Below are 26,524 nucleotides of genomic sequence, written 5' to 3' on the forward strand. Positions count from 1 at the left end.
TTCCCGTGGTGACCTTCTGGTTCGGGCTGGTCGTCCTGGCCTGGGTGCTCTACTTCGTGCTCGAGGGCTTCGACTTCGGCGTCGGCGTGCTCGGCCCGCTGCTGGGCCGCGACGACCACGAGCGCGGCGCCGCGATCCGCACCATCGGCCCGTTCTGGGACGGCAACGAGGTCTGGCTGGTGGCCGCGATCGGCGTCACGTTCGCCGCCTTCCCACCGTGGTATGCATCCCTGCTCTCCGGCCTCTACCTGCCGATGGCCGCGATCCTGCTGCTGCTCGCGATCCGCGGGGTGGCGCTGGAGTTCCGCGGCAAGGGGTCCGGCCCGCGCTGGCGGCGCGGCTGCGAACTGGCCCTGGCGGTCAGCTCGGCGCTGGTGGTGATGCTGTGGGGCGCGGTCCTCACGGTCTTCGTGCGCGGGCTGGCGCTGGACGCCGCCGGCACGGTGACCGGTACGGGTCTCAGCCGCAGCCTGTCGCCTGTTCTTCAGTGGGAGTCCGGCGTCGGCGCATTGTTCGCGCTGGCCGCCGCGGTCCTGCTGGGCGCGACGTTCCTGGCGTTGCGCACCACCGGCCCGATCCGCGTCCGCGCCCGCCACGCCTCGGTGCTCTCCGGCACGGTGCTGGCGGCCGGCGCGTTCGCCGCCGGCGCCGCCTTCGACAGCCGCGCCTTCCTCGCCGCCGGGGTGCTCGCGCTCGGCGTCGCGTTCCTGGCTCGCTCGGGCAAGGAGACAACGGCATTCTCCGGTACGGCCATCGGCGTCGCCGCCGCGGTCGCCACCGTGCTGACCGTGCACGGCGACGTGGTGCTGCCGAGCACACTGAACGCGGCGTGGTCGCTGACCCGCGACTCGGCGGCCGCGACCCCGTCGACGCTGCGCCTGCTCACCGTGGCCGGGCTGGTGGTGCTGCCCGGGGTGCTGGCCTATCAGGCCTATTCCTATTGGGTGTTCCGCCGCCGGGTGGCCAGCGAACGGGTGCCGTCGTGAAAGGCCCGGTCGACCCTCGGCTGCTGAGGCACGCCCGCGGCGGCACCGCCGGCCTGGCGTTGATCGGCGCGGCTCAGGCCGGCGGCGCACTCCTCCTGGCGCTCGGTCTGACCGCCGTGGTCACCGGCAACCGCGGCACCGGCATCGCCGTGCTGGCGCTGGTCTATCCGGTCCGGGCGGTGCTCGCCTGGGCCGAGCAGGTGGTCGCCCAGCGCACCGCCGCCCGGGTCACCGACTCGCTCCGGCGCCAGACCCTGGCCGCCGCGGTGCGACGCGGCCCGGCGTGGGTCGCCCGCTATGGCAGCGGCCGTCTGATCGCCGCCCTGACCACCGGCCTGGAAGCGGTGCGGCCGTGGTTCTCCGGCTATCTGCCCGCGCTGATCCTGGCCGTGGCGCTGCCCCCGCTGGTGGTGATCGCGATGGCCCTGGTCGACCCTTCGTCGGCGCTGATCACAGTGCTGACGCTGCCGCTGGTGCCGGTGCTGGGCGCGCTGATCGGCTGGGCGACCTCGGCGCGGGCGTCCGCGCGGTGGGCGGAGGACGCCCGCCTGGCCGGCCACTTCCTGGACGTGGTCCGGGGCCTGGGCACACTCCGCGTCTTCGGCCGCGCGACCCGCCAGACGTCGGTGGTCGCGGACCTGACCGCGAAGCACAGCTCGGCGACGATGCGCGTGCTGCGGGTCGCCTTCCTGTCCTCGACCGCGCTCGACCTGCTGGCCACGCTGTCGGTAGGACTGATCGCGGTCTCGGCCGGGCTGCGGGTCGCGGCGGGCGACATGCCATTGGGTCCGGCCCTGCTGGTGATCCTGCTGGCCCCGGAGGCATATCGCCCACTGCGCGAGTCGGCCGCCCGCTACCACGCGAGCGCCTCGGCAGCAGCGGTCATCGACGACCTCGAAGAGATCCTGACCGACCCCCCGGCCGCCACGTCCACCCCCGTCGGCGACGAAAGCCCGGTTGGCCTGCGGGCCAGCGAATTGCGAGTGCGGCACCCGGATGCGGAGTGCGATGCGCTGCGGCTGGACGAGGTGGAGGTGCGCGCCGGCGAGGTGGTCGCGCTGCGCGGCCCATCGGGCGCCGGGAAGACGACGACGCTGCGGGTGCTCGCGGGCAAGCAGGCGCGCGACGCCGGAGAGGTCGAGCTCGGCGGTCCGCCGCCGCTCTACCTGCCGCAACGCCCGACGCTGCCGCACGCCCGCACGGTCGGCGACGTGGCCGGCAGCGACGCCCTGCGCGCCGTCGGACTGGATCTGCCGCCGGACACCCCGCTGGGCGAACACGGCCAGGGCGTCTCGGCCGGCCAACGGCAACGGCTGGCCCTGGCCGCCCTGCTGGCCGAGGCCCGCGAGGAACCCCGAGTCCTGCTCCTCGACGAACCGACCGCCCACCTGGACCCGGCAGCCGAACGCCAGGTCATCGCCGAGCTGCGAGCCGCCGCCCGCCGCGGCTGCGCGATCCTGGTGGTAGCCCACCGCCCAGCACTGCTGGCAGCCGCCGACCGCCTGATCGAGGTGACTGCCCCGCCGGCACTCAGCTCCGAGTCCGCGGACGGAGAGCCTCCGCGATCCCTTTGCTCTGCACACATATACGCAACGCCCGCGCCGCGACGCACCACGCTCCGGGAAGAAAGAGGCCGTTCGGACGGCCCGACAACCACCGGAGACCCGGGGGCCAAGCCCTCGGTGCGCGCGACGACATCCACCCGGGACGGCTTGGGAACGTCCGGGGCGCGGGTGGTCGCTGTCCTGCTCGGGGCCGGATCCTGGCTGGCGGGGATCCTGCTGACCGCGGCCGCCGCCTGGCTTCTGGTGCGGGCCGCCACGTTGCCGCCGGTGCTCACGCTCTCGACGGCTGTCGTGCTGGTGCGTGGGAGTGCGGTCGCGCGGCCGTTGCTGCGATACGCGGAACGGCTCGTCTCGCACCGGGTGGCGTTTGCCCGGATGGGGGCTCGGCGGGCGGCCGTCTATGCCGGGCTGATCCCGCGGGTGCCGGGGCCGGCCGTCAAGCGGCGCGGTGAGCTGCTCACCCGGGTCGTCGACGATGTGGACGCCGACGTCGACGGGCTGCTGCGTGGCGCGTTGCCGGCTCTGGCCACGATCGTCGCCGCGCTGACCGGGCTCGGAGTCGTGTTGCTGGTGCGGCCGGTTGCCGCGGTGCCGATGGCGGTCGGGCTGCTGGTCGCGGGAGTGTTCGCGCCCGCGCTGGGCGTGTGGCTGGAGGCCCGGCGGGAGGCGGCCACCGGGATCGCACGGGCCTGGCTGCGGGACGCGGTCGTGGAGGCGGTCGACGGGGTTGAGGAGGTGGGGGCGCTGGGCGTACCGGAGGAGCGCAGTTCGGTCCTGGCGCGCCGGGAAGCGCGGGCGGCGCGGGGAGCCGGACTCGCCGCGGCGTTGGCCCAGCTCGGATGGGGGGTCGCGGTGGTCGGGGCGGCGCTGCTGCTGGCGCCGGGTGGCGGGCTCGATCGGGAATGGTCGGCCGTGGTGCTGCTGGGGATCGTGGCGCTGGCTGAACCGGTGGCGGTGCTGCCTGACGCGGCGCTTGCTCGGCGGCGGGCTGGTGCGGCGCGGCGGCGGCTGGATGCGTTGACTGAGCAGGCGCCGCCGGCCGCGACGCCGCCCGAGCATGGGCCCGAGCCGGTTGACGGGAGTGTGTCGATCCGGGGGCTGGTGGCGGGCTGGGGGAACGGAAGCGGCGACGGCCCGGGTGTTGCGTATCGGTGTGCAGAGCAAGCTGTGCTGGCCGGGTTTGATCTCGAAATGCCGGACGGGACGGCGACCGTGATTCTCGGGCCGTCGGGCAGTGGCAAGTCGACGCTCGCCGCCGTGCTGGCGCGGTTTCTCGACCCGATCGCCGGCCGCGTGACCATCGGCGGGCGTGAGTTGAGCACGCTGAGCGAGGAGACGTTGCGGCGGCATGTCGCGCTGGTCGGGGACGAGACCGAGCACGTGTTCGCCTCCACCGTGCGGGAGAACCTGCGGCTCGCCCGCCCCGGCGCGACCGACGCCGAGCTGCGCGCGGTGCTGGACCGGGTCGGGCTGCGGCTCGATCTGGATCGGCGGCTCGGGACCGGCGGGGCGACGCTCTCCGGTGGGCAGCGCAAGCGGCTCGCCACCGCCCGGGCTCTGCTGGCCGGGCCGCGGATGCTGATTCTCGACGAGCCGACCGAGGGCATCGACGAGGAGGGCGCGGAGGCGCTGATGACCGATCTGCTGGGCGCGACGAGCGGCCGGACCGTGCTGGTGCTCACGCACCGCACGGACGGCCTCGGGACGGTGCCGGCCGAGCGGATCCACACCCTCGACGGGCGAGGTGAGCGTCACGCGTCCTCGGTCAGCAGTTCGAGCACCTCCCGCTCGGCCTTCTCGATCGGGGCGTCCGGCGACGTGCCGGCCACCTTGCCGTCCTGGTAGAGGTCGACGACGCGCGGGTCGACATAGGAGTTGCGGGCCACCGTCGGGGTGTTGCCGAGCAGTTCGGCGACCTCCTTCATGGCGTGCGAGACGGCCTTCTTGCGCTTCGTCTCGGTGGGCTGCGGCCCGGCCTCGGCCAGCACCTCCGCCGCCTTGACCGTGCCGTGCCAGGTGCGGAAGTCCTTGGCGGTCATCCGGTCGCCGGAGATCTCGCGCAGGTAGTCGTTGATCTCGTCGGCGTCCACCTCGGGCCAGCGCCGCCGCTTCGGATCCCAGTACGCGAACAGCCGCTTCTCCCCGCGCCGCCGCCGCTTCAGGTCCCGCAGCACCGCGCACACCTCGCCGTCCCCGACCGACGCCGAGTGCTCGACCCCGGACTTGCCAGGATATTCGAGCAGGACGCAGGCGCCACGGGTGCGGACGTGGTCGGGGCGCAGCGTGGACAGGCCGTAGGACGGGTCCTCGTCGCGGTCGGCGTACTGCGCGCCGCCGACCCGGAACATGCCCATGTCGAGCAGCCGGACGATCGCCGCCAGCACCCGCCCGCGGGACAGGCCGCGGCTGGTCAGGTCGGCGCACAGCCGCTCGCGCACCTTCGGCAGCCGCTCGGCCACCTCGAGGGCGTGGTCGAACTTCGCCTCGTCCCGGGTGCTGCGCCAGACCCGGTGGTAGAGGTACTGCTTGCGGCCCGCTGCATCCTTCCCGACCGCCTGGATGTGCCCGCGCGGGTCGGGGCTGATCCACACCTCGGTCCAGGCCGGCGGGATGACCAGCGCGCGGATCCGCTCGATCGCCTCGTCGTCGCCCAGGCGCTCGCCGTCGGTGTCCAGATATGTGAAGCCCTTGCCCGAGCGCCGCCGCCCGAAGCCGGGCTTGTTCAGATCACTTCGTCGCAGCCGCAACGCTTCACCTCCCCAGGATCATCGGCTGACTTCCCGCGATCGGGACCGGCAAACTTCGGTGCTTGACCTGGAGCGCGCTCCGGGTCCTAGCGTCGAGGCATGCAGACAGTGGAACTCGGCCGGACCGGCCGGCAGGTGAGCGCCCTCGCCCTGGGCGCGATGCAGATGGGCAGCGAGACCCCGGAGGACGAGTCGCGCACGATCCTGGACCGCTACGCGGAGCTGGGCGGATCGTTCGTCGACACGGCGGACTGCTACGAGTGGTGGGCGCACCCGGGCAGCCACGCCGGGCACAGCGAGGACCTGCTGGGCCGGTGGATGCGCGACCGGAACAACCGCGACGAGCTCTTCCTGGCGACCAAGGGCAGCGGCATGCCGCACTGGTCGCCGGACCTGTGGAAGGCGGACGGCACCCCGGACTGGGAGCTGGCCCGGCGCACCTTCTCCGGCGCCGGCGCGGACCACCTGCGGCAGGCTCTGGACGGCAGCCTGCGGCGGCTCGGCACCGATCACGTGGACCTCTATTACATCCACGTCGACGACCGGGCCACCCCGCTGGAGGAGACGCTCGAGGCGCTGGCCGGCTTCGTGCGGGCCGGCAAGGTGAAGCACCTGGGCTGGTCGAACGTGCGCACCTGGCGGCTGGAGCGGATCCGGCAGCTGTGCGAGCGCAACGGCTGGCCACTGCCGGTCGCGGTCCAGCAGCAGCACTCCTACCTGCGGCCCAAGGCGGGCGTGCGGAACGACTCGGTGGTGGACGTCGAGCAGTGGGACTACCTGAGCGAGCACGACGACCTGACGCTGGTCGCCTACTCGCCGATCCTCAAGGGCATCTTCGACGACCCGCGGAAGCGGGCCGAGAGCTGGATGATGGCGTCCTACGCCGGTCCGGACGCGGACGCCCGGCTGGCGGTGCTGACCGGGCTCGCGGACGAGCTGAACGTGACGCCGAACCAGCTGGTGGTGGCGTGGATGATGCAGCGTCCGGGCCCGCGGGTGGTACCGCTGATCGGCCCGCGCACGCCGGCCCAGTTCGAGAACCTGGTGCCCGCGCTGGACATCAAGCTCACCGCGGAACATCTCCAGAAGCTGGACGAAGCCGGGGCCTAACCGTGCCAGGTGCGCCAGAGCGCGGCGTACGAGCCGCCCTGGCGCACCAGCTCGTCGTGGCTGCCCAGCTCGATGATCCGGCCGCCGTCCATCACCGCCACCCGGTCCGCGTCGTGCGCCGTCTGCAGCCGGTGCGCGATCGCGATCACCGTGCGGTCGTGCAGCACCGCCGCCAGCGCGCGCTCGGCGGTGCGGGCGGCGGTCGGGTCGAGCAGCGCGGTCGCCTCGTCCAGGATCACCGTGTGCGGGTCGGCGAGCAGCACCCGGGCCAGCGCCAGCTGCTGCGCCCGGGCGCCGTCCAGCGGGTTCTCGCCCAGGTCCAGGTCGAGGTCGGCGGCCCAGTCCGCGCCCACCATGTCCAGCGCCCGCCGCATCTCGGCGTCGGTCGCGGCCACCATCAGGTTGTCCCGCAACGACTCCGCGAACACGTGGTGCTCCTGGGTGACCAGCACGACGTGCCGGCGCAGCTCGTCCGGCGGCAGGTCGGCCACCGGCACCCCGCCGACGGTCACGCTGCCGCCGCCGGGCCGGTCCACCCCGGCGAGCAGCCGGCCCAGTGTCGACTTCCCCGCACCGGACAGCCCGACGATGGCCAGCCGCTCCCCCGGCCGCACGGTCAGCGTGACGTCGTGCAGCACGTCGCGGCCCTGGTCGTAGGCGTAGCGGACGTCGCGCACCTCGATCCGCTCGCCGTCCGGGCGCCGGGTGGTGGAGACCGGCCCGGGCGGCACCGCGGAGATCCCCTCGACCCGGGCGAAGGAGGCGGTGCTGCTCTGCAGCTGCTCGATCCAGATCATGATGGCGTCCAGCGGCCCGACCAGCTGCCGCAGGTAGAGCACCGCCGCGCCGACCGTGCCGAGCGTCACCATCCCCTCGAAGGACAGGTATCCGCCGAGCACCAGCACCAGCACGACCGGCACCGAGTAGGACATCTCCACCTGCGGGAAGAAGAACGTGCGCAGGCGCAGGGTGGCGAGGCGGGTGCGGCGGGTCTCGCTGATCGCGTCCCGGCCCGCCGCGAGGCGGCGTTCCCGCAAACCAAAGGCCTCGATGGTACGGGCGCCCGTCACCGTCGCGGACAACTCATCGGCGAGCCGCGAGTTCGCCGCGCCCTCCCGCAGATACGCGTCCCGGGCGTGTCGCAGGTACCACCGCGTGGTGAAGATGATGCCGGTGAACCCGATCACCCCGGCGAGCCCGAGCAGCGGGCTGAGCACCAGCACCGCGACCACCAGGAACACCAGCTGGATCACCGAGGCGATGATCTCCGGCAGGATGTCGCGCAGCGTGCCCGCCACGGCGTCCACATCGGAGGTTCCACGGGCCGCCAGGTCGCCGGGGGGCACCCGTTCCACGACCGCGGCCGGCAACGCGAGCGACCGGTCCAGGAAACCCTCGCGGATCCGGGCGGCCGTGCGCTCCCCGAAGTTGTAGCCGACCACGAGCGCCTGCCGGAGCAGGAAGATCTGGGCGAGGGCGCAGCCGAGCACACCCAGCGCGAGCCGATCCACCCGGTCCGCGCCACCGCCCCCGGTGACCGCGTCGATGATCCGGCCGAGCAGGAAGGGCCCGCCCAGCCCGGCCAGCGCGGCGAGCGCGTTGAGGACGCCCAGCCAGACCACCGACCGGCGATCGGCGGCGATCAGGCGCAGCGCGGCCCGGCCCACCTCACGCGGGCTCGCGACGGGCAGGACGGCGGTGCTCACGCGTGCGCCTCCTCGTCGCCGAAGACCCGGGTGACCAGGGCCCGATAGCCCGCGCAGGTGGCCAGCAGCTCGCGGTGCGTGCCGCTGGCCGCGACCCGGCCGTCCGCCAGGTAGTGCACGACGTCGGCGCGGGCCAGCAGCACCGGCGACGTGGTGGCGAGCACGGTGCCGCGGCCGGTGCGCAGGTCGGTCAGCCGCTCGGCGATCGCGGCCTCGGTGTGCGCGTCCACCGCGGAGGTGGGCTCGGCGGCGAGCAGCATCTCCGGGTCGGCGTGCAGCGCGCGGGCCAGCCGGACCCGCTGCCCCTGGCCGCCGGAGAGGTTGCGGCCCTGCCACTCGACCGGGCGGCCCAGGTCGTCGGCGACATCGTGCGCGACGGCCGCGTCGACGGCCCGCCGCACCCGCTGGTCGTCGGGCTCGTCGGGCCCGGCGATCACCTCGCGCAGCGGCCCGGCGAACAGGAACGCGTCGTGCGGCGCGAACAGCACCCGGTCGCGCACGTCGGCCTGGGCGATCTCGGACAGCGGCCGGCCACCCCAGGTGGCGTCCGTCTCGCCGTAACGGCCGAGACGGTCCAGGATCACGGCGGCCTCGGCGGTGCGGGCGACGGCCAGCACGGTGAACCGGCCCGGCTCGGCGGTCACCCCCGACTCCGGGTCGTGCAGGGTGGCGGGCGCGGGCGGGCCGGGTTCGCCGTCCGGCGGCTCCTCGGGGACGCGCAGGAAGCCGACCACGCGACGGGCCGCGACCAGGCCACGGGTCACGTCGAAGCCGCAGAAGATGAAGACGTTGACCGGGATCGCGAGCATCGCGGTGTAGCCGTAGACCGCGATCAGCTCGCCGACGGTCAGCTCGCCGGCCGCGGTCAGCCGGGCGGCCAGCCAGGTGACGATGGCCAGGAACAGCACCGGCAGCCCGTTGCCGAGGGCGCCGACCCAGCTCGCCGTGCCGCCCACCCGGTAGCCCAGGTCGCGCAGTCCCGACGACTGCTGCCGGTAGCGGGCCAGGTGCGACTCCTTGCCGCCGAGGCCGTTCAGGATGCGCAGCCCGCCGAGCACGTCCACCAGGCGCCCGGCGAGCTCTCCCTGCCGCTCCCGATAGACCTGGCCGGCCGACTGCATGCGGTTCAGCAGAGGACCGACCACCAGACCCAAGACCGGTACGCCGGCCAGCACCACCACGGCCAGCGAGGGCGAGATCCGCAGCAGCAGGACGGCGATCACCGCGTACGCGATCGTGCTGGCCACCCCGACCCCGCCGACGTTCATCGCCCGGCCGACGATCCACACGTCCGAGATGCCGATGGTGACCACCTCGCCGGCGTTGATCCGGCGCGGCAGCGCCGCCCCGAGCCGGGTCGCGTGCGCCAGCACCAGGTCGGCGGTCTGCAGCCCGGCGGCCATCCGCAGCTTGGTCATCGAGCGGTGCCGCATGATGCCGAGGAAGGCGCCCGCCGCGCCCATCGCGAGCACGGCCGCGGCCCAGGCGAGCAGCGCGCCCGGGCGGCGCGCGGTCAGGCCGCGGTCGATGGCCTGCCCGATCAGGTACGGAGTGCTGGCCAGGCTGATGAACCACAGCGAGCCGAACATCGCGCCCATCGCCACCCGGCGCTTGTTCCGTGCTGCGAGCCAGATCAGGAATCGTGCGGGTCCCCGTGTCTCCACTCCGCCACTCTGCCCGATGACCGGCTGTTACGGTCGCCCCCATGCGACGGGTGATCGACGGCCGGGAGTTCGACTTCGCGCGCCGGGTGGCGGTGATGGCGATCGTCAACCGGACGCCGGACTCGTTCCACGACCGCGGCCGCACGTACGCGCTTGATCACGCTCTGGCGGCGGTCCGGGCCGCGGCCGCCGCCGGCGCCGACTGGATCGACGTGGGCGGAGTCCCGTTCGGGCCCGGCCCGGAGGTGACCCCGGCCGAGGAGATGGCCCGGGTGCTGCCGGTGGTCGAGGCGGCGCGCGAGCTCGCCGTGGTGTCGGTGGACACCTACCGGCCGGAGGTGGCGCGGGCGGCGATCAAGACGGGCGCCGGGGTGATCAACGACACGTCGGGGCTGCGCGACCCGGAGATGGCCGACGCGGTGGCCGGCACCGGGGCCGCGCTGGTGATCACGCACAGCCTGGCCGCGCCGCGGACGCCGTATCCGTCGCCGTCCTATGCGGACGTGACCGGCGAGGTGACCGCGTTCCTGCGGGCCCGGGTCGAGGTGGCGCTGGCCCGCGGCGTGACGCCGGAGCAGATCGTGGTCGACCCGGGACCCGACCTGAACAAGAACACGTTCCACTCGCTCGAGGTGACCCGGCGGCTGGACGAGATCGTGGCGCTGGGCTACCCGACGCTGGCCGCGGTGAGCAACAAGGACTTCATCGGCGAGACGCTGGACCGGCCGCAGCAGGACCGGCTGGCCGGCACGATCGCCGCGGTGGTCTTCTGCGTGCTGCGCGGCGCCCGCGTCGTGCGGGTGCACGACGTGCGGGCCACCGTCGACGCGGTCCGGATGACCGAGGCGATGCTCGGCTGGCGTGCGCCGGCCACGGCCCGGCACAACATCTAGGTGTTGGGCTCGCCGCAGGCCTTGGTCAGGTGCATGCTGCCGGCCAGCTCCATCATCCACGGCTCGGCGGGCACCGCGCCCGGCCCGAGCACCCGCAGCGAGGCGAGCACGGTGAGCAGCATGCCGTGGGCCAGGAAGTCGCGGGTCTCGTCCGCGCTGACCCCGGTCAATTCGCGGACCAGCGCGTAGATGACCCCGAAGGTCTGGCGGACCACCGGCCCGATCGCCGGGTCGGCGCCGGCCGCGAAACCGTGCAGCAGCACCGTGATCAGCTCGCGCTCGGCCAGCAGCTCGTCATAGGCCCCGCCCAGCGAGGCCAGCGTCGGCTCGACCGCCGCCGCGGCCCGGAACACCTGCTCGATCCGCTGCGCCGCGTGCTCCACCGTGGCGATGAAGAGCTGCTGCTTGGTGCCGAAGATCCGAATCACGTACGGCTGGGAGACACCGGCCAGCCGGGCCACCTGATCGGTCGTCGTGCCCGCGTAACCGCCGGTCGTGAACGCTGTGACGGCCGCCTCAATCAGCTGGTCATGGCGTTGCTCGGCGGTCAATCTCGTCCTCTTCACCTTGACAGGTTATCAGCTGATAACTAGCTTCGATCCTGTAGTTATCAGTGAATAACAACTAGGGAGCTTCGATGACCGCCCTCGCTCCATCCCGACCCGAGCCGGCCGTCGAGAAGCGGCCCCGCCCGCTGGCCGCCGTGCTCGCCGCGGTCGGCATCCCGATCTTCATGGTCACGCTGGACAACCTGGTGGTGACCACCGCGCTGCCGGTGATCCGGACCTCGCTGGGCGCCTCGATCACCGACCTGCAGTGGTTCGTGAACGCGTACACGCTGCCGTTCGCCGCCTTCCTGCTGACCGCGGCCGCGCTCGGCGACCGGATCGGCCGCAAGCGGATGTTCGTCGGCGGCATCGTGCTCTTCACCGTCGCCTCGGCGGCGGCCGCAATGGCCGCCGAGCCGTGGCAGCTCACCGCCGCCCGGGCCGTGCAGGGGCTGGCCGGCGCGGCCGTGGCGCCGCTGTCGCTGACCCTGCTCGCGGCGGCGGTGCCGGACCGGCTGCGCAACGCGTCGGTCGGCATCTGGGGCGGCATCAGCGGCCTCGGCGTCGCGGTCGGCCCGGTGGTCGGCGGCGCGGTCACCGAGGGCCTGGACTGGACCTGGATCTTCTGGCTGAACGTGCCGGTCGGCGTGATCGCGGTGGTGCTCGCCGGCACGGTGCTGCGCGAGTCCCGCGGTGGCGCGGTCAAGCTCGACCCGCTCGGCCTGCTGCTCTCCGCCGCCGGCACGCTGCTCGTGGTCTGGGGCGTGGTGGACGGGCCGGACCGCGGCTGGACCTCGGCCCGGGTGGTGTCGATGCTGGCCGGCGGCGCGGTGCTGCTGGCCGCGTTCATCGCGTGGCAGCGCCGGACGGCGTCGCCGATGATGCCGCTGCGGCTCTTCCGCTCGCGGGGCTTCTCGCTGGTCAACGTCGTCACGCTGACCTTCTCCGCGGGCACCTTCGGCGCGGTCTTCGTGCTCGCCCAGTTCTTCCAGGTGGTGCAGGGGCTGAGCCCGCTGGACGCCGGCATCCGCACGCTGCCCTGGACACTGGCGCCGATGGTGGTGGCGCCGCTGGCCGGCATCTTCGCGGACCGGATCGGGCTGCGGAACCTGATCGCGGCCGGGCAGGTGCTGCTCGCCGCGGGCATCCTCTGGATCGCGCTGGCGTCGTCGGCCGACGTGGCGTACGGCGACCTGGTGATCGCGTTCGTGCTGGCCGGCGTCGGCATGGGCCTGACCTTCGCGCCGATCAGCACGATGGCCCTGGCCAGCGTGCCGGCCGAGGATCGCGGGGTGGCCTCCGGCGCGAACAACACGATCCGCGAGCTCGGGGTCGCGACCGGGGTGGCCGTGCTGGCCTCGGTGTTCAGCTCGTACGGCAGCTACGCCACCCGGGAGACCTTCGTGGACGGTCTGGTCCCGGCGGTCACGGTCGGCGCGATCATCGTCGCGATCGGCGCCCTCGTCGCCTTCCGCCTCCCCGGCCGCCGCGCCGAAAAAGCCGGCGCGTAAAGCGAAAGTGGTAGCGCAGACGGGCATCCGCGGTGCGGATGCCCGTCGCGCCTACCACTTTCAGCCGACCTTGATCCAGACGTCGTCCAGCGATCCGTGGAACTGGTCGTTGTCCGCGCCGACGCCCTTGCCGCCCAGCGACAGCGGCTGCGTGGTGACCACGGACAGCCCGGCCGGGATCGCCACGTTCGTCTTGACGTGGTCGTCGACCACGATGCTCAGCGTCTCGCCGGCCCGGCGGCACTCGATCGAGTGCCACTCGCCGTCCGCGATCGAGTCCCGGCTGCGGGCGATGTGCACGACCGAGCCGGTCTTGTCGCCGATGCCGCAGCTCGGCTTGCCGGACACGCCGTCGACCTGCAGCTTGTACTGCCCGCCGCCGGTCGAGTAGCCCTTCTGCAGCACGTTCTCACCGGCGCCGGCCTCCTGCGGGCTGAGCAGCACGGCGGCGCCGTACCGCAGCGGGCCCGAGCCCGGGTTGAGGTCCGGGGTGTCAGCGGACTGCAGCACCAGCTTGGGGCAGTTCGGGCCGGAGCACTTCGTGGGGAAGGTCAGCGCCTGGCCGTTGCCGTGCGGCACCATCTTGACCGCGCCGCCGCCCCGGGTGACCGCCCGCAGCAGGTGCTTCTTGCCGGAGCCGTCGTCGAAGGTGCCGTCCGCGATCGTGGTGTCGAAGTTGTAGGACGCCACGTAGTCGGAGGCGGGCGCCGGGGTGTCCTCGGTCCGGTTGATCCGGAAGGACACGTAGCGCTTGCGGGAGGCGGCGCCGATCGTGGTGAAGTCGCCGACCGCGTGCACCGAGCCCAGGCCGGTCGAGGCGGTCATCGAGCGCACTCCGGCGACCCCGTTGGCCTGCGGCGCCCAGGCGAGCAGGTTGCCCTGGGCGTCGACCGCGGCCAGCTTCACCCGCGGCGCCGATCCGTCGGTGCACGTGCCCTGGGTGCCGTTGTTCGTCGTCGTGCAGGCCTTGTCGAAGTGCCCGCCGACGTACGTGACGCCGTCCAGCACCGTGATCGCCTGCGCGTCGCCGTCGAACACCCGGGTCCACCGCGTCGCCCCGGCCGGCGTGTACGAGATGGCCCGCCCGCCCTGCCCGCCGAGCGCCGCCCAGACCCCCGTGGTGTCCGCGGTCAGCGCGAACACCTGGGACACCGGCTTGGGCAGGAACGACTTGTCCAGCACGCCGGTCTGGCCGTCCACCGCGGTCAGCCGCAGCGTCGAGCTGACCCCGTTGGTCCGGTGGAAGCTTCCGCCGAGATAGACCCGCGACCCGGCCACCGCGACCGCGTTCACCACGTCGTCGGTGGTCGGCGCCCAGGCGTCCAGCGCGCCGGTGGCCAGCGTGAACGCGGCCAGGTTGGCCCGGGTCACGCCGTCGATCGCGGTGATCTTCCCGCCCAGGTAGAGCTTGCCGTTGCCGGCCGCGAGCGTGTTCGGCTGCCCGGTGACGGCGTGCTTGAGCGGAGTGAGCGCGCCGCTGACCGCGTCCATGCCGGCGATCGAGTCGCGGGCGGTGCCGGAGATCTTGTCGAAGTCACCGGCGGCGTAGACGACGTCGCCGTCCACCGCGAGAGCCCGCACGTTGGCGTCCGCCGCGGGAGCCCACGGCAGCAGCGTCCCGGTGCGCGCGTCGAACGCCGCGAGCCGCTGCCGGGCCTGCTGCTTGCCGTTGATCACGGCGTTGGTGAAGTTGCCGCCGACGTAGACGGTCTCGCCGCGGAGGGCGACCGCGTAGATCGGGCCGTCGAACGAGGGGGACGCGACCGGGTCGGACCCGACCACCTCGGCCAGCGCGACGCCACCGGCGGCGACCATGACGGTGGAGACACCGACGATCAGCATCCGGCGAACCGCGGCCTTTGCACGAATTCGGGTATTGAGCACGAGGCAAGATAGCTTGTCCGATTAGCGGCAATCGCCAGGCGCCGGTCCGGCGAACGGCTGACAAAACGGCCCGAAAGTGCCGTTACTGCTTCGTCATGTCGACCGCGAACGCCGCCTCGCGCACCTCGGGATCCGGGTGTCCGCGCAGGCCAACGAGCACGTCCCGCCAGGAGGGCGGCCAGCCGAGGCCGGCTCCGAGGCGGGTCAGCGCGAGCGCGAGCAGACCGCCGGGCAGATCCCCGCGGCCCGCGAGAGCCTGCGCGGCGGCACCGAGATTCGCCGGTTCGAGGGACTCGCGCTCGCGCCGGACCCGGTCCCCGAGACGCTCGGCGACCCGCGCGGCCAGCAGCGGCCGTGGCGTGATCAGCTCGAGCAGGCCGGGCAGCCGGATCTCGACCAGGTCGGCCAGCATGGTCGCCGCCACGGCCTCGAAGGCCGGCCGGCCGCCCAGCTCCCGGGCGGCGGCCAGGGCGGGCTCGCGGTCCGCCTCCGGCCCGGCGCGGCGGGCCCACTCCGCCGCCCCGGCGGCCAGGTGGGTGATCCGGCGCCGGGCCGGCCGATCCCGCACGGTGTCGCCGCCGGCGTCGTCCGCCTCGTCCTGCTCGGCCAGGCGCCGCAGCACCGCGCCGAACGCCCCGGCGCCGGGATGATCGAGCACCGCGCCGACCAGGGCGGAGACGTCCGGGGCGTGTGGATCGGTGAGCCGGGCGAGGACCAGGTCGTCGATCTCGGGCAGGTAGCGCAGCCACTGCCAGAGCCCCCGGAACGCGACCTCGGCCATGGTGGGGTCGGCACTCCGGCAGACCTCGGCGATCAGTGCGGCGTACCGCGGACGGTCCCGCAGGGCGAGCCCGGCCGGCGCGATGCGGAGCACCGCGGTCTGCTCGGCCCGGCCGCCGCGCGCGGCCTCGGTCAGAATCTCCCAGCTGATCTCGGACCGCGGCCGCATGCGGGCCGCCGCCACGATCGCCGCGCGCACATCCCGGTGCTGGTCCGCCTGCCGGTAGGCGAGCCGCAACGTCTCCATCGCGGCCGGCGGCCCCCACACCGCCAGCAGCCGGGCCGCCTCCTTGCGACTGGTCACCCGCCCGCCACCCAGCACGATCCCGCCGAGCATGGCGGGCAGCCGGGACGGTGGCTCGGCCCGGATCGCGTGCCCGGCGGCATAGAGCGCGACCCGGGCCCGGTCGGTGCCGGCCCGCTCGAGCAGCACCGGCAGCGCGTCCGGCGTGTACGCGAACGCGCCCAGCGCCGCCTCCGCCAGCGCCACGTCCTCCGCGTCGAGGAAACGCAGCACCAGCTCGCGCCCGCCGGCCCGGGCCGCCGCCGCCAGGGCGCCACCCCGGTCCCGGGGCGCGGCATCCCGATCGCCGGCCACCCGGGCCTGCAACGCCACGAACGCCTCCCGCTGCCGCGGCAGCCACCGCTCGGCGTGCCGCACCCCGGCCGGCACCCAGCGCATCTTCGACGGCAGGAACTGCCCGCGCGGCCCGCGCCCGCGCAGCACCCGGTCCAGCAGGTCGGTGCGGCGGGCGCAGAGCGTCTCCCAGACCGGCGGCACGACCACGGTGGACGAATCGCGGGCCAGCACCCGGGCCACCCGCTCGTCCCGGGTCGCCGGATCGTCCAGCCACAGCGTCACGGCGGTGCTGACCACGCCGGCGATGTTGCCGCGCTCGGTGGCCCGTTCCAGCAGCCGCTGCAGCTCGGGCAGCCGCCACGCCCGCCGGCCCAGCGAACGCGCGACGGCGAACAGCGGGAAGTACTGCCCGTGCTTCATCGCCGCCTCGACCCACCCGCGCAGCCGCTCGAACAGCTCGGCCTCCTGCCCGCGCGGCAGCCGGTCGAGCCGGCCCAGCACGGTCAGGTGACCGCGACGGGACACCACGTCGAACGTCTCCATCGCCCAGCCGGCCAGCGCGACGTCGGCGACGTGGTGGCGCAGCACGGCGACCGCCAGCTCGCGCAGCGCGCCGAAGGTCGCGCCGGACGCGTCCCGGGCCTCGGCGGCGTCCGCCACGATCCGGGTCAGCGCCGGGATCGACGCGGCGGTGATCAGCGGTGCGGCCCCGGCCAGCGCGGACAGGCCGGACCGGCGCACCGGGTCCTGCTCGTTGCGCAGCCGCAGCAGCTCCTCGACGGCGGCGGCCACCGCCCGCGGGTCCCGGCTGCGGCGGGCCGCATCGACCAGCAGGTCGTACGCCTGCGCGCGAATGCCCGCGTCGCTGCTGCGCACGGCCAGCCCGAGCGGCCCCCGGGCCCGTTCCCAGGGCAGGTAGGCGGTCCAGGCGAGCACCTGCGACTCGTCCCGGCGGATCGCGTCGAGGCCGAGCACCCGGTCGGCCTCCCGGGCGCGCCAGTCGTGCGGCAGCACCTCCATCACCCGCTTGCCGGGCAGCCGGGCGGCCGTGTTCACGCCGTCCCACGCGGCGTCGTGCAGCGGGCCGCGGCGGGCCGGCGGCAGCGCGGCGAGCAGCGCCGCGGACTCCCGCAGCCGCCGGGCGATCGGCGCCAGGGTCACGTCGTCCAGCGCGGCCAGCCGGCGGGCCAGGCGCGACGGCAGGACGAAATGGCGTTCCAGCCAGCTCGCCCGGCCCGGCGCGGCGAGCAGGCGGGCCACCCGGCCGGGGTCGAGCGCGGCCAGCCGGCCGTACCGGAAGGGCCGGCCGGGCAGGCGGTCGTCCGGCGCGAACTCCTCCAGCAGGTCGAGCACGCCGGCCGGGGCGGCCTGGAGGACGGCGTTGGCGAGACCGTTCCAGAGGCGGCGGCGCTGGGCGGGCGTGGCCGCGGTGAGCCGCTCGCGCGCATGGGCGAGGAGCGCATCGCCGCGGCGGCGGGCCAGGACGCCGAGGTTGGCGACGTGGTCCAGCTCGGGCAGCAGCCGCCGCACGGTGTCCGGGCCGCAGTTCGGCAGCAGCCGGGCCGCCTCCCGGTCGCCGTACCGGTCGCGGACGTCGTCGATCAGCGCGTCGGCGGCGTCCGGGCGGGCGTACCGGTAGATCAGCCGGCGCAGCATCGCCGGGGCGTCACCGGTCAGGGGCTTCAGCTCGTCGTCGGTGAGCCAGCCGGCGCGCAGGCACTGCTTGACCGCGGACGCGCGCAGGTGCGGGTCGGGGTCGCCGAGGAAGCCGGTCACCGCGGCCCGGTTGCCGGCCACGACGGCGGCGGTCAGGGCCAGAAACCGCTCGTACGACGAGCCGGCCCGCAGCTCCTCGATCACCCGGTCACGATCCGCGGCGGCGCGGGCCCACGCCGCGAGGGCCGCCATCCGCTCCGGATAGGACAGCGGTTCGAGCCGGGCGAGCAGTGCGGTGGTCGATGTCACCCCAAGACAGTAGAGGTCCGGGGCCCGTGCAGGGCGAGCAGCCGGGCGGCCTCGCGGCGGACCCCGGGTGCGGCGTCGCCCCGCATGATCGGGCCGAGCAGGGCCGGCAGCGTGGACGGCCGCGCCGATCGGACCGCTCGCGCGGCGGCGGACATCGCGGTCCCACCTCGCGGGGTGCCGGCATAGCCGAGCAGCACCGGGAGCGTGTCCGGGAGATGCGCGAGCGCCCGCAGGGCGGCGTCCGCCAGCCGCGGGTCCCGGTCGTCCAGATAGCGCAGAACCAGGTCGCGGCCGCCGGCCCGGGCGGCCATCGACAGGGCCCGCGTGCGATAGGCCGGATGCGTTTGCCGGGCGACGACCCGGGCCATCGTCCGGACGAAGGCCGCGCGCTGGTCCGGGCGCCAGCGCTCGGCGTGCCGCACCCGGAACGGGACCCACTCGACCGACCGGTCCCGCAGGTAGCGGCCGCGCGGGCGGCGGACGGACAGCACCACGTCGAGCAGGTCGGGGCGGCGGTCGCAGATGGTGTCCCAGACCTCGTCGATCGCCACGTTGGACCGGTCCCAGGCCAGCACCCGCTCGACCCGCTCGGCGCGCGTCGCGGGGTCGGACAGCCAATATCGTGCGGCCCGGGCGGGCAGCCACGGCGTGCGTTCGTGCCGGATGACGTCCTCGAGCATCCGCTGCAGGGCGGGCAGCCGCCGGGCGCGCCGGCCCAGCGCGTGGGCCACGGTGAGCAGCCGGATCGGGTCGGCCGACGCCCAGGTGCACAGCGGTTCGAGGAGTTCGGTCTCGCCGGTTCGGGTCAGGCCGTGGTCGAGGCGGCCGTACCAGCCCGCGCCGGCCGGGCCGCCGGGGATCAGGTAGCCGGGCAGGGCCCAGGAGAACAGGTCGACGTCGGTGACGTGGCGGCGCAGGACGGCGGTCTCCAGCCGGCGCCAGGCGGTGCCGAGATCTTCGGACTCCGCCTCCGCCCGGATCCGGGTCAGCGTGGGCACCGCCGCGGCGGTGATCAGCCGCGCGTTGCGGGTGAGGGCGGTCAGCGTGGCGACCCGGTCCGCGGGGCGGCTCTCGAGCAGCGCGAGAGCCTCTGCCAGGTCGCTGATCTGCGGGACCGGGAGGGGTGCCGGCGGGACGTAGGGCCGGGTCGGCCGGGCGAGGATCGGGCGCAACCGGGCGACTGTTTCCGGGCTGCAGCGCGGCAACAGCCGGGCCGCCTCGCGGTCGCCCCAGAGGCGGCGGACCTCGTCGATCAGGGCGTCGCCGTCCGCGTGGCGGTAGATCACCCGGCGCAGGTCGGCCGGGGCGTCCGCGATCAGGGCGCGCAGCTCGGGTGCTCCGAGCCGGCCGGCCCGGAGACTCTGCTTGACCGCGGACGCGCGTACCAGAGGGTTGGGGTCCTGATCGGTCATTGCGTGACGATAAAGCTCCGGCTCGTTCCGGTGAAGGCGGTTGTCCGGGTCAGGCCGGTGGCGTTGCCACACCGGACAGGTCGCCGAGGAGGATGGATATTCGCCGATGTCTTGCCACTGGCTCACACCGCCCGGCCTGGAGATGGAATACTTTCGGAAACTTCCGGGGAGGGGCGCGGCGGGGTGGACGGCAGGCGGGTGACCATCGCGGAGATCGCCGCGGAGGCGGGGGTTTCGGTGCCCACGGTCTCACGGGTGCTGAACGGCCGCACCGACGTGGCGCCACAGACCCGGGAACGGGTCGAGGACCTTCTCAACACACATGGGTACGTGCGCCGCGCGTCCCGGCAGCGGGCCGGCGGCGCGGCGCTGATCGACCTGGTCTTCAACGACATCGACAGCCCGTGGGCGGTCGAGGTGCTGCGCGGCGTCGAGGAGGCCACCCACGCCGCCGGGGTGGGCATGGTGGTGTCCGCGGTGCACAAGCGCCCGGCGTCCACCCGGCAGTGGCTGCAGAACCTGCGGGCCCGCACCTCGGACGGCGTCATCTTCGTGCTCTGCGGCCCCGGCCAGACCCACACCGAGCTGCAGCGGCTCGGCATCCCGGTGGTGATCGTCGACCCGGCCGGCAACGCCAGCGCGGAGACACCGACGATCGGCGCGACGAACTACGCGGGCGGCCGCAACGCCACCGAGCACCTGGTGAAGCTCGGTCACCGCCGGATCGCGCTGATCGCCGGCCCGCGCGACCTGCTCTGCAGCCGGGCCCGGCTGGACGGATACCGTGCGGCGCTCGACGAGGCGGACATCGGCGAGGAGATGATCGTGCAGGGCGACTTCCAGCACCAGTCCGGTTTCACCGGGGTGGGCCGGCTGCTCGACCTGCCGGAGCCGCCGACCGCGGTCTTCGCGGCCAGCGACACGATGGCCCTGGGCGCCTATGAGGCGGCCCGGCTGCGCGGCGTGCGCATCCCGGACGACCTGAGCATCGTCGGCTTCGACGACCTGCCGGAGTCGCGCTGGGCGGCGCCCCCGCTGACCACGATCCGCCAGCCCATCGTCGAGATGGGCGGCCTCGCGGCCCGCACGGTCCTGCGCCTCGCCCGAGGCGAGCCGATCGAGGTGCCCCGCGTCGAACTGGTCACCGAGCTGATCGTCCGGGACAGCACCGCCCCGCCGTGCTTGACTTGACCCGCCGGGACCCGATCGTCATCCGGCCCTACGACCCGGCGTGGCCGGCCGCCTTCGAGCACGAACGCGCCCGGGTCGAGCGGGCCCTGCGCCCGTGGCTGTCGCGCGGGGTCGAACACATCGGCAGCACCGCGGTGCCCGGCCTGCCGGCCAAGCCGATCATCGACATGCTCGCCCTGATCCCGGACCAGGACGCCGTGGCCGGCCTGCCCGAGGCCCTGACCGCCATCGGGCTGGGCCGCCGCCCCGGAACCCGGCGACGCCGCCCGCCGGCGCGGGTCGTTCTGCTTCCCGGACCCGGCCCACCGCACCCACCACCTGCACATTTGGGAACACGCGTCGCCCGACTGGCCGGCCCTGTTGGCCTTCCGCGACCACCTGCGCACCCACCCGTCCGACGCGGCCGATTACGCCCGCGTCAAGACGGAGCTGGCCGCGGCCGACAGCGCGGACCGGGTCGCCTACCGTGCCGGCAAGGCCCCCTTCATCGAGTCCCTCCTGGGCCGCGTCCGGTGACCGATCAGACGATCGTGGCGGGATCGATCGCCAGGTAGACGTCGGCCGTGGCCGCTTCGAGGCGGCGGGACGGCCCCGCGACCTCGATCCGCGGCTCCCGCCCGGTGATCTCGAGCCAGTCCCGGTGTTCAGCGGCGCGGAAGGCGTCCCGCACCGCGGCCATCAGGCGCGGCCGCTCGGCCGCTTCGAGCCGCCCGTGGATGCGGCGCTCGCGTTCCGCCGCCACGCCCGCGGGTGACACCCACTGGGGCAGACCGAACCGGGGTTCGCCGGCCTCGATCGCCCGCTGCACCCAGTGGGACCGATCCACCTCCAGGTTGGCGAACGGTGGGACGCCCTCGCCCGCCTCGTCCGCCAACTCGTCCTCGGCCCGCCATTCGGCTTCCCGCGCGAGCCTTCGCTCTGCCGCCAGGACGACCTCGCACGCCGCGAAGAGCCGGCGCGAAAGCCCAACCGTGAGTCCGGCGCCGGGCACCGTCGTGGTCAGCATGTCGACGCCGCTGTCCGAGAGGATCCCGGTCCGGTCCGAGGGGGTCATCCGCAGGCGTTGCCGCAGCACCGCTGTCGACGGATCGTCTTCCAGGAGGGTGACCGCACCCGACGCCACCGTCGCCGCTCCGGCACCGACCGGCACCGAGGTCGCTTCGTCCGCGCCGCGCAGCGCCAGATGGATGAGCATGCTCGCCCGAGCCAACCGGTAGAGCTCCTCGTCGCCGACCTCCTGGCCGGGCCCGGGCGCGGAGCTCGCGTCGGCCGGCCCGGCGTGCCGCGTGTCCACGTCGACGGTCATGAACACGCGGTCCTCGATGCTGGTGCCGCAGAGGACGCGCCGGTGCGGGCCGTCGACCAGGCCATCGAGCCTGAGCTGGATCGCGCCCTCTCGGAGCTTGGCGGCGCTCAGTCGCCGTTCCGCCTTCGCCTCGATCAGCCAGTGGTGCGGCTGAGCCGGGTGGACTCCGGCCAGGTCCGGCCTGTTGCGGCGCCGCTCCCATGCGCCGGGATCAACACCGGGCGGGCACATCGATTCGGCATGCGTGCTGTTGCTCATGCCCAGATATCCCCAGCACAGCCACTCCGCCATCGTCATGCCGAGGCGATAGCTGAAGGCGGCCTTCGCGGTGGCCTCCGTACCCCGCAGGTAGATCTCGTTGGCCACGAGCGCGTGCGGCGGATCGGTCGGGTAGCCCGCGACCGGGACGCGACGCAGGTAGGCCTGCAGTGGGGCACATCGCGCCTGAAGCTCACGAACCGCCAGCCGGGGCACGTCAGTGAGCCACGGCGCCGGGTCGCGGCCGACCATGATGGCAGCGAGCAGGACCGCCCGCCATGACGTTCGAATCCGATAGCGACCAGTCGGCGGCACAAGACGGCCCGGCCACTGGGTAGCGGCCTCCGCGACGGCAGCGGGCCTAGGTCTGCCCCGAGTTCGCATCGGGCTGCTGTGTCGGAGAAACACTGGGATATCGAGGGCATCAGCAGAATTGATCGGGTCATCAACCGCGCCTGCTTCGGGATGCACGCGTCAGTTTCGCACGTCGTGCCGCTCGGGTCCGGTTGTCAGAGTTGGTTTTCGAGGGTGGCCACCTCGTTGACCGCGGCGGCGGCCGGGATCGCGGCCCTGGCGGACTCGTCGCCGTAGAGGGTCCAGCGCCAGAACTCCGTGCTGGTGCGGGTGATGGGCTCGAAGGAGTCGCTCTCGATGACGTGGCCTCCGCCGTTGATCGTCAACATCGCGCGGGACCACGGGACGGCCTCGAAGACCGTGTGGCCGGCCGGGTACGCGACCGTGTCGTCGTCGGTGCCGTGCACGAAGAGCAGGCCGGCCGGCGGGCCGGTGAACGGCGTGCCCTGGAAGTCGGTGCCGGCGATCACCAGCCCGGCCTTCAGGCGGTCGTCGCGCTGGGCGCTGAACAGGCCCACCGTGGTGATGGCGCCGCCGGAGTGGCCGGCCGCGGCGATCCGGTCGCGGTCGACGATCGCGCGCAGCGGGTCGCCGGCCCGGCCGAGCACCTGGTCGAGCACGTAGCGCACGTCGGCGGGCTGGTTCACGATGTCGCCCGCGTCGAAGTCCTCGACGCCATAGGCGGTGTGCGGGAACGTCGGGCCGGCGACCACGAACCCGGCCTGCGCCCAGCGGGACAGCAGGGCGTCGAAGTCGTTCGGCGACGACGTCAATCCGTGGCTGAAAACGATCAGCGGAAACGAGCCGGTCGCCGGGGTCGCGCCGTCCACGGCCGCGGGCACGGCCGGCACCGCGCCCTCGGCCGGATACCAGACGCGGGTCGGCAGCGGGCGGTCCGTACCCCTCTCGAAGGGGAAGTCCCGGCGGCCGACCGCGAAGGCCCGAGCCGGCGCGGAGCCCACCGCGGGACGATAGGGGGTCACGCTCTGTGCTGACAGGCTGGAGGCGGTGGTCGACCCCAGAATCGGCGCGCTCGACGTGCTCGAACCGGTCAGGCTGCCCAGATCGGGACCGGTGCAGGCGGACAGACCGCCGGCGGCCAGCAGGCTGAAGAGCAGGGTTCGTCTACGCATGGTGACCATTCTGAAGCGGGTTCCTGTGCTGACCTTGAGAATCTCCGGACTGCCCGCGAGCCGAAGATCACAACCCGTCGTAAGGTTCGGACATGACGACCAGAAAGATCCGGATCGGTGTGCAGATCCAGCCCCAGCGGGCCGACTACGCCGCGATCCGTCGCGCCGCCGCGGAGGCCGAGGACATCGGTGCGGACATCCTGTTCAATTGGGATCATTTCTATCCGCTCTACGACGACCCCGACGGCAAGCACTTCGAGTGCTGGACCATGCTCGGCGCCTGGGCGGAGGCGACCTCCCGGGCCGAGATCGGCGCGCTGGTCACCTGCAACAGCTACCGCAATCCCGACCTGCTCGCGGACATGGCCCGCACGGTCGACCACATCAGCGACGGCCGGCTCATCCTCGGCATCGGGTCCGGCTGGTTCGAGAAGGACTACCAGCGGTACGGGTACGAGTTCGGCACCGCGGGCGGCCGGCTGGACGTCCTGGCCGAGTCACTCCCCCGCATCGAGCAGCGCTGGGCCGAGCTGAACCCGCCGCCGACCCGCAAGATCCCGGTGCTGATCGGCGGCGGCGGCGAGAAGAAGACGCTCAAGCTGGTGGCCCGGCACGCGGACATCTGGCACACGTTCAGCGACGCGGAGAAGCTCGCGCACAAGCTGGGCGTGCTCGAGCAGCACTGCGCCGACGCCGGCCGCGACCCGGCCGAGATCGAGGTCTCGACCGCGGTGAGCGGCGAGCCGGAGCAGGTGGCGCCGGCCCTGCTCGAGCTCGGCGCCACGCTGTTCACGGTGAGCACCGGCGGCCCGGACTACGACATGGCCGGCCTGCGCCGCTGGGTCGCCTGGCGGGACGCGCAGCAGTAGCTAGACGAAGATGTCGAGGATCATCACGCAGGCGAAGCCGACCACCGAGATGATCGTCTCCATCACCGACCAGGTCTTGATGGTCTGTCCCACGGTCATCCCGAAGTACTCCTTGACCAGCCAGAACCCGGCGTCGTTGACGTGTGAGAAGAACAGCGACCCGGCGCCGATGGCGAGCGCGAGCAGCGACACCTCCGGGGTGCTGAGCGTGCTCGCCAGCGGCGCCACGATGCCGGCGGCGGCGATCGTGGCGACGGTGGCCGACCCGGTGGCCACCCGGATGCCGACCGCGACGAGGAAGCCGAGAACCAGCGCGGAGATGTTCGCGTCCTGCGCGGCGTTCGCGATCACGGTGCCGACGCCGGCGTCCACCAGCACCTGCTTGAAGCCGCCACCCGCGGCCACGATCAGCAGGATCCCGGCGATCGGGGGCAGCGAGCCGCCGATCACCGCGGACGTCTGGGCCCGGTCGAACCCGGCCCGCTTGCCCAGCGTCCACATGGCCAGCAGCACGCCGGCCAGCAGCGCGACGACCGGGTCACCGGCCACCTCGAAGGCCGAGCGCAGCCCGTTGCCGTCGGCCAGGGTCAGCTCGGCGACGGCCCGCAGCAGCATCAGCACGATCGGCAGCAGCACGGTCAGCACGGCCGGCCAGAAGCCGGGGATCCGGCGGTCGGCCGGCAGCTTCTCGTCGACCAGCTCGTCCGGGTCGCCGGCGCCCGGATTCACCAGGTCGCCGCGATCGACGAAGTCGTCCCCGCCGACCGGGCCGGAGCCGGACGGACGGTCGCCGGCCAGGCCGGAGCCGGACGGACGGTCGCCGGCCAGGCCGGAGCCGGACGGGCGGTCCGCGGTCTCCACGGCCCGATCGCCCCCACCGCCGGCCAGGGACAGCGCCGGAACCGGCACGTCGACCCGCTTGGCGATGAAGTTGGCGAAGACCGGACCGGCGATGATCACCGTCGGGATCGCGCAGATCAGGCCGAACGCGAGCGTCAGACCGAGGTTCGCGCCGAGGCTGGAGACCGCGACCAGTGGGCCCGGGTGCGGCGGCACCAGCCCGTGCAGCACGGACAAGCCGGCCAGCGCGGGGATGCCGATCTGCAGCAGCGGCACCGAGGTGCGGCGCGCGACCAGCAGCACGATCGGCACCAGCAGCACCACGCCGACCTCGAAGAACAGCGGCAGGCCGATGAGCGCGGCGACCCCGGCCATGGCCCAGGGCAGCGCGCTGCCGGAGAACTTGGTGACGATCTTGCGGACGATGCCGTCGGCGCCGCCGGACTCGGCCAGCAGCGCGCCGATCATCGAGCCGAGCGCGATCAGCAACCCGACGCCGCCGACCGTCGTGCCGACCCCGGTGGTGAAGGACTTGACCACCGACTCGGGCGCGGCGCCGGCCACGATGCCCAGCGCCGCGGCGCCGAGCACCAGGGCCATGAACGGATGCCACTTCGCCCAGGTGATCAGCAGGATGACGACCACGATGCCGAGCACCGCGGCGAGCACTAGTTGGGTCGAGCCGGCGTCGGTGATGGCCTCAGCGGCATACGCGGTCATCCGCCCCGCGTACCCGGTGGTGAAGTCTTTGAATCTCCGGCGAGGACCTTCTCCAGCGCGGCGGCGACCGTGCGCGCCTCGGTGGCGGTCATCCGCGACGTGAAGTGCCGGCGGATGCCCTCGAGATAGATCGGCGCGGCGGCCCGGAGGCGGTTGCGGCCGGCCTCGGTGATGGTCGCGTACGCCGAGCGCCGGTCCTCCAGGTTCGCCTCGCGCGTCACCAGCCCGTCCGCGGCGAGCTGATCGACCACCCGGCTGACCCGGGTCCGGCTGACCACGGCCTTCTCCCCGAGCTCGCCCATGCTCAGCTTGCGGCCCGGCGCGGCGTTCAGTTCGAGCAGGACGTCGTACCAGGTCAGCGGCAGCCCGCAGGCGCTCTGCAGCTCGCGGTCGAGCAGCGGGACGAGGGCGGCGTGCACGCGCAGCAGGGCGGCCCAGGCGGCGGTGTCGGTGTCGTCCATCACGGCAGCCTATCCAACTCTTGTGCGTGCGCACACATCAG

General features: G+C 73.8%; 19 protein-coding genes and 1 pseudogene. 9 read left to right on the plus strand and 11 right to left on the minus strand.

Annotated elements, in window-relative coordinates; genetic code table 11:
• The first annotated feature begins 5 nt into the window (after positions 1 to 5).
• Entirely contained in the window at positions 6 to 986 is a 981-nt protein-coding gene (gene cydB, locus ACZ6TI_RS15800) for a cytochrome d ubiquinol oxidase subunit II (protein ID WP_465345755.1), read from the plus strand.
• Positions 983 to 4,396: a thiol reductant ABC exporter subunit CydC gene (gene cydC, locus ACZ6TI_RS15805; RefSeq protein ID WP_465345756.1), complete on the plus strand. Its 3,414-nt coding sequence runs from the start codon at positions 983 to 985 to the stop codon at positions 4,394 to 4,396. Before cydB ends, cydC begins: the two co-directional genes overlap by 4 nt.
• Here cydC and ACZ6TI_RS15810 read toward each other — a convergent pair.
• On the minus strand, positions 4,303 to 5,298 hold the full coding sequence (locus tag ACZ6TI_RS15810) for a DNA topoisomerase IB (RefSeq protein ID WP_465345757.1): 996 nt from the start codon (positions 5,296 to 5,298) through the stop codon (positions 4,303 to 4,305). The genes cydC and ACZ6TI_RS15810 overlap by 94 nt on opposite strands.
• Before the next feature lie 99 nt (positions 5,299 to 5,397).
• Here ACZ6TI_RS15810 and ACZ6TI_RS15815 point away from each other — a divergent pair, with 99 nt between their 5' ends.
• Entirely contained in the window at positions 5,398 to 6,408 is a 1,011-nt protein-coding gene (locus ACZ6TI_RS15815) for an aldo/keto reductase (protein ID WP_465345758.1), read from the plus strand.
• On the opposite strand, the gene ACZ6TI_RS15820 is transcribed toward ACZ6TI_RS15815, so the two are convergent.
• Together ACZ6TI_RS15820 and ACZ6TI_RS15825 are read right to left on the minus strand one after the other, a co-directional pair.
• A complete protein-coding gene (locus ACZ6TI_RS15820; protein ID WP_465345759.1) occupies positions 6,405 to 8,114 on the minus strand; it encodes an ABC transporter ATP-binding protein in 1,710 nt (569 codons plus the stop codon). The two genes, ACZ6TI_RS15815 and ACZ6TI_RS15820, sit on opposite strands and share 4 nt — an antisense overlap.
• Positions 8,111 to 9,703, minus strand: a complete 1,593-nt coding sequence (locus tag ACZ6TI_RS15825) for an ABC transporter transmembrane domain-containing protein (RefSeq protein WP_465345912.1) — start codon at positions 9,701 to 9,703, stop codon at positions 8,111 to 8,113. Before ACZ6TI_RS15825 ends, ACZ6TI_RS15820 begins: the two co-directional genes overlap by 4 nt.
• Positions 9,704 to 9,819: 116 nt before the next feature.
• Here ACZ6TI_RS15825 and folP point away from each other — a divergent pair, with 116 nt between their 5' ends.
• A complete protein-coding gene (gene folP / locus ACZ6TI_RS15830) occupies positions 9,820 to 10,671 on the plus strand; it encodes a dihydropteroate synthase (protein ID WP_465345760.1) in 852 nt (283 codons plus the stop codon).
• On the opposite strand, the gene ACZ6TI_RS15835 is transcribed toward folP, so the two are convergent.
• Entirely contained in the window at positions 10,668 to 11,237 is a 570-nt protein-coding gene (locus ACZ6TI_RS15835; RefSeq protein WP_465345761.1) for a TetR/AcrR family transcriptional regulator, read from the minus strand. The genes folP and ACZ6TI_RS15835 overlap by 4 nt on opposite strands.
• Before the next feature lie 71 nt (positions 11,238 to 11,308).
• On the opposite strand from ACZ6TI_RS15835, the gene ACZ6TI_RS15840 reads away from it, so the two are divergent.
• A complete protein-coding gene (locus ACZ6TI_RS15840; RefSeq protein ID WP_465345762.1) occupies positions 11,309 to 12,730 on the plus strand; it encodes a DHA2 family efflux MFS transporter permease subunit in 1,422 nt (473 codons plus the stop codon).
• Between the two features lie 60 nt (positions 12,731 to 12,790).
• Here the strand turns inward: ACZ6TI_RS15840 and ACZ6TI_RS15845 are convergent, their stop codons facing one another.
• The 3 genes from ACZ6TI_RS15845 to ACZ6TI_RS15855 form a co-directional block, all read right to left on the minus strand.
• Positions 12,791 to 14,572, minus strand: coding sequence for a LamG domain-containing protein (locus ACZ6TI_RS15845; RefSeq protein WP_465345763.1), 1,782 nt, complete (start codon positions 14,570 to 14,572; stop codon positions 12,791 to 12,793).
• Between the two features lie 124 nt (positions 14,573 to 14,696).
• Complete coding sequence (locus ACZ6TI_RS15850) at positions 14,697 to 17,939, minus strand: hypothetical protein (RefSeq protein ID WP_465345764.1); 3,243 nt, start codon at positions 17,937 to 17,939, stop codon at positions 14,697 to 14,699.
• Positions 17,936 to 19,351, minus strand: a complete 1,416-nt coding sequence (locus tag ACZ6TI_RS15855; RefSeq protein ID WP_465345765.1) for a hypothetical protein — start codon at positions 19,349 to 19,351, stop codon at positions 17,936 to 17,938. Before ACZ6TI_RS15855 ends, ACZ6TI_RS15850 begins: the two co-directional genes overlap by 4 nt.
• A gap of 198 nt (positions 19,352 to 19,549) precedes the next feature.
• On the opposite strand from ACZ6TI_RS15855, the gene ACZ6TI_RS15860 reads away from it, so the two are divergent.
• The 3 genes and pseudogenes from ACZ6TI_RS15860 (at position 19,550) to ACZ6TI_RS15870 (ending at position 21,058) form a co-directional block, all read left to right on the plus strand.
• Entirely contained in the window at positions 19,550 to 20,542 is a 993-nt protein-coding gene (locus ACZ6TI_RS15860) for a LacI family DNA-binding transcriptional regulator (RefSeq protein ID WP_465345766.1), read from the plus strand.
• Positions 20,530 to 20,736: pseudogene (locus ACZ6TI_RS15865) on the plus strand (GrpB family protein); the annotation flags it as partial. The gene ACZ6TI_RS15860 and the pseudogene ACZ6TI_RS15865, both read left to right, overlap by 13 nt.
• 130 nt (positions 20,737 to 20,866) lie before the next feature.
• Complete coding sequence (locus ACZ6TI_RS15870; RefSeq protein ID WP_465345913.1) at positions 20,867 to 21,058, plus strand: GrpB family protein; 192 nt, start codon at positions 20,867 to 20,869, stop codon at positions 21,056 to 21,058.
• Between the two features lie 4 nt (positions 21,059 to 21,062).
• On the opposite strand, the gene ACZ6TI_RS15875 is transcribed toward ACZ6TI_RS15870, so the two are convergent.
• A complete protein-coding gene (locus tag ACZ6TI_RS15875; RefSeq protein ID WP_465345767.1) occupies positions 21,063 to 22,358 on the minus strand; it encodes a hypothetical protein in 1,296 nt (431 codons plus the stop codon).
• Positions 22,359 to 22,615: 257 nt separating this feature from the next.
• On the minus strand, positions 22,616 to 23,593 hold the full coding sequence (locus ACZ6TI_RS15880) for an alpha/beta hydrolase family protein (RefSeq protein WP_465345768.1): 978 nt from the start codon (positions 23,591 to 23,593) through the stop codon (positions 22,616 to 22,618).
• Between the two features lie 92 nt (positions 23,594 to 23,685).
• Here ACZ6TI_RS15880 and ACZ6TI_RS15885 point away from each other — a divergent pair, with 92 nt between their 5' ends.
• Entirely contained in the window at positions 23,686 to 24,462 is a 777-nt protein-coding gene (locus ACZ6TI_RS15885) for an LLM class F420-dependent oxidoreductase (protein WP_465345769.1), read from the plus strand.
• On the opposite strand, the gene ACZ6TI_RS15890 is transcribed toward ACZ6TI_RS15885, so the two are convergent.
• Together ACZ6TI_RS15890 and ACZ6TI_RS15895 are read right to left on the minus strand one after the other, a co-directional pair.
• Positions 24,463 to 26,022, minus strand: a complete 1,560-nt coding sequence (locus ACZ6TI_RS15890; protein ID WP_465345770.1) for a GntP family permease — start codon at positions 26,020 to 26,022, stop codon at positions 24,463 to 24,465.
• Positions 26,019 to 26,483, minus strand: a complete 465-nt coding sequence (locus ACZ6TI_RS15895; protein WP_465345771.1) for a MarR family winged helix-turn-helix transcriptional regulator — start codon at positions 26,481 to 26,483, stop codon at positions 26,019 to 26,021. Before ACZ6TI_RS15895 ends, ACZ6TI_RS15890 begins: the two co-directional genes overlap by 4 nt.
• Between the last annotated feature and the right edge of the window lie 41 nt (positions 26,484 to 26,524).

Source organism: Actinoplanes sp. NPDC051388 (genome assembly GCF_055586225.1).

What these genes read in the sequence shown, in the direction of transcription:
- ACZ6TI_RS15815 (WP_465345758.1), top strand. Translation starts at nt 5,398, where the DNA reads ATGCAGACAGTGGAACTCGGCCGGACCGGCCGGCAGGTGAGCGCCCTC.
- ACZ6TI_RS15825 (WP_465345912.1), bottom strand. Translation starts at nt 9,703, where the DNA reads ATGTTCGGCTCGCTGTGGTTCATCAGCCTGGCCAGCACTCCGTACCTG.
- folP (WP_465345760.1), top strand. Translation starts at nt 9,820, where the DNA reads ATGCGACGGGTGATCGACGGCCGGGAGTTCGACTTCGCGCGCCGGGTG.
- ACZ6TI_RS15840 (WP_465345762.1), top strand. Translation starts at nt 11,309, where the DNA reads ATGACCGCCCTCGCTCCATCCCGACCCGAGCCGGCCGTCGAGAAGCGG.
- ACZ6TI_RS15845 (WP_465345763.1), bottom strand. Translation starts at nt 14,572, where the DNA reads ATGCTGATCGTCGGTGTCTCCACCGTCATGGTCGCCGCCGGTGGCGTC.
- ACZ6TI_RS15855 (WP_465345765.1), bottom strand. Translation starts at nt 19,351, where the DNA reads ATGACCGATCAGGACCCCAACCCTCTGGTACGCGCGTCCGCGGTCAAG.
- ACZ6TI_RS15875 (WP_465345767.1), bottom strand. Translation starts at nt 22,358, where the DNA reads ATGGTCGGCCGCGACCCGGCGCCGTGGCTCACTGACGTGCCCCGGCTG.
- ACZ6TI_RS15880 (WP_465345768.1), bottom strand. Translation starts at nt 23,593, where the DNA reads ATGCGTAGACGAACCCTGCTCTTCAGCCTGCTGGCCGCCGGCGGTCTG.
- ACZ6TI_RS15885 (WP_465345769.1), top strand. Translation starts at nt 23,686, where the DNA reads ATGACGACCAGAAAGATCCGGATCGGTGTGCAGATCCAGCCCCAGCGG.
- ACZ6TI_RS15890 (WP_465345770.1), bottom strand. Translation starts at nt 26,022, where the DNA reads ATGACCGCGTATGCCGCTGAGGCCATCACCGACGCCGGCTCGACCCAA.
- ACZ6TI_RS15895 (WP_465345771.1), bottom strand. Translation starts at nt 26,483, where the DNA reads ATGGACGACACCGACACCGCCGCCTGGGCCGCCCTGCTGCGCGTGCAC.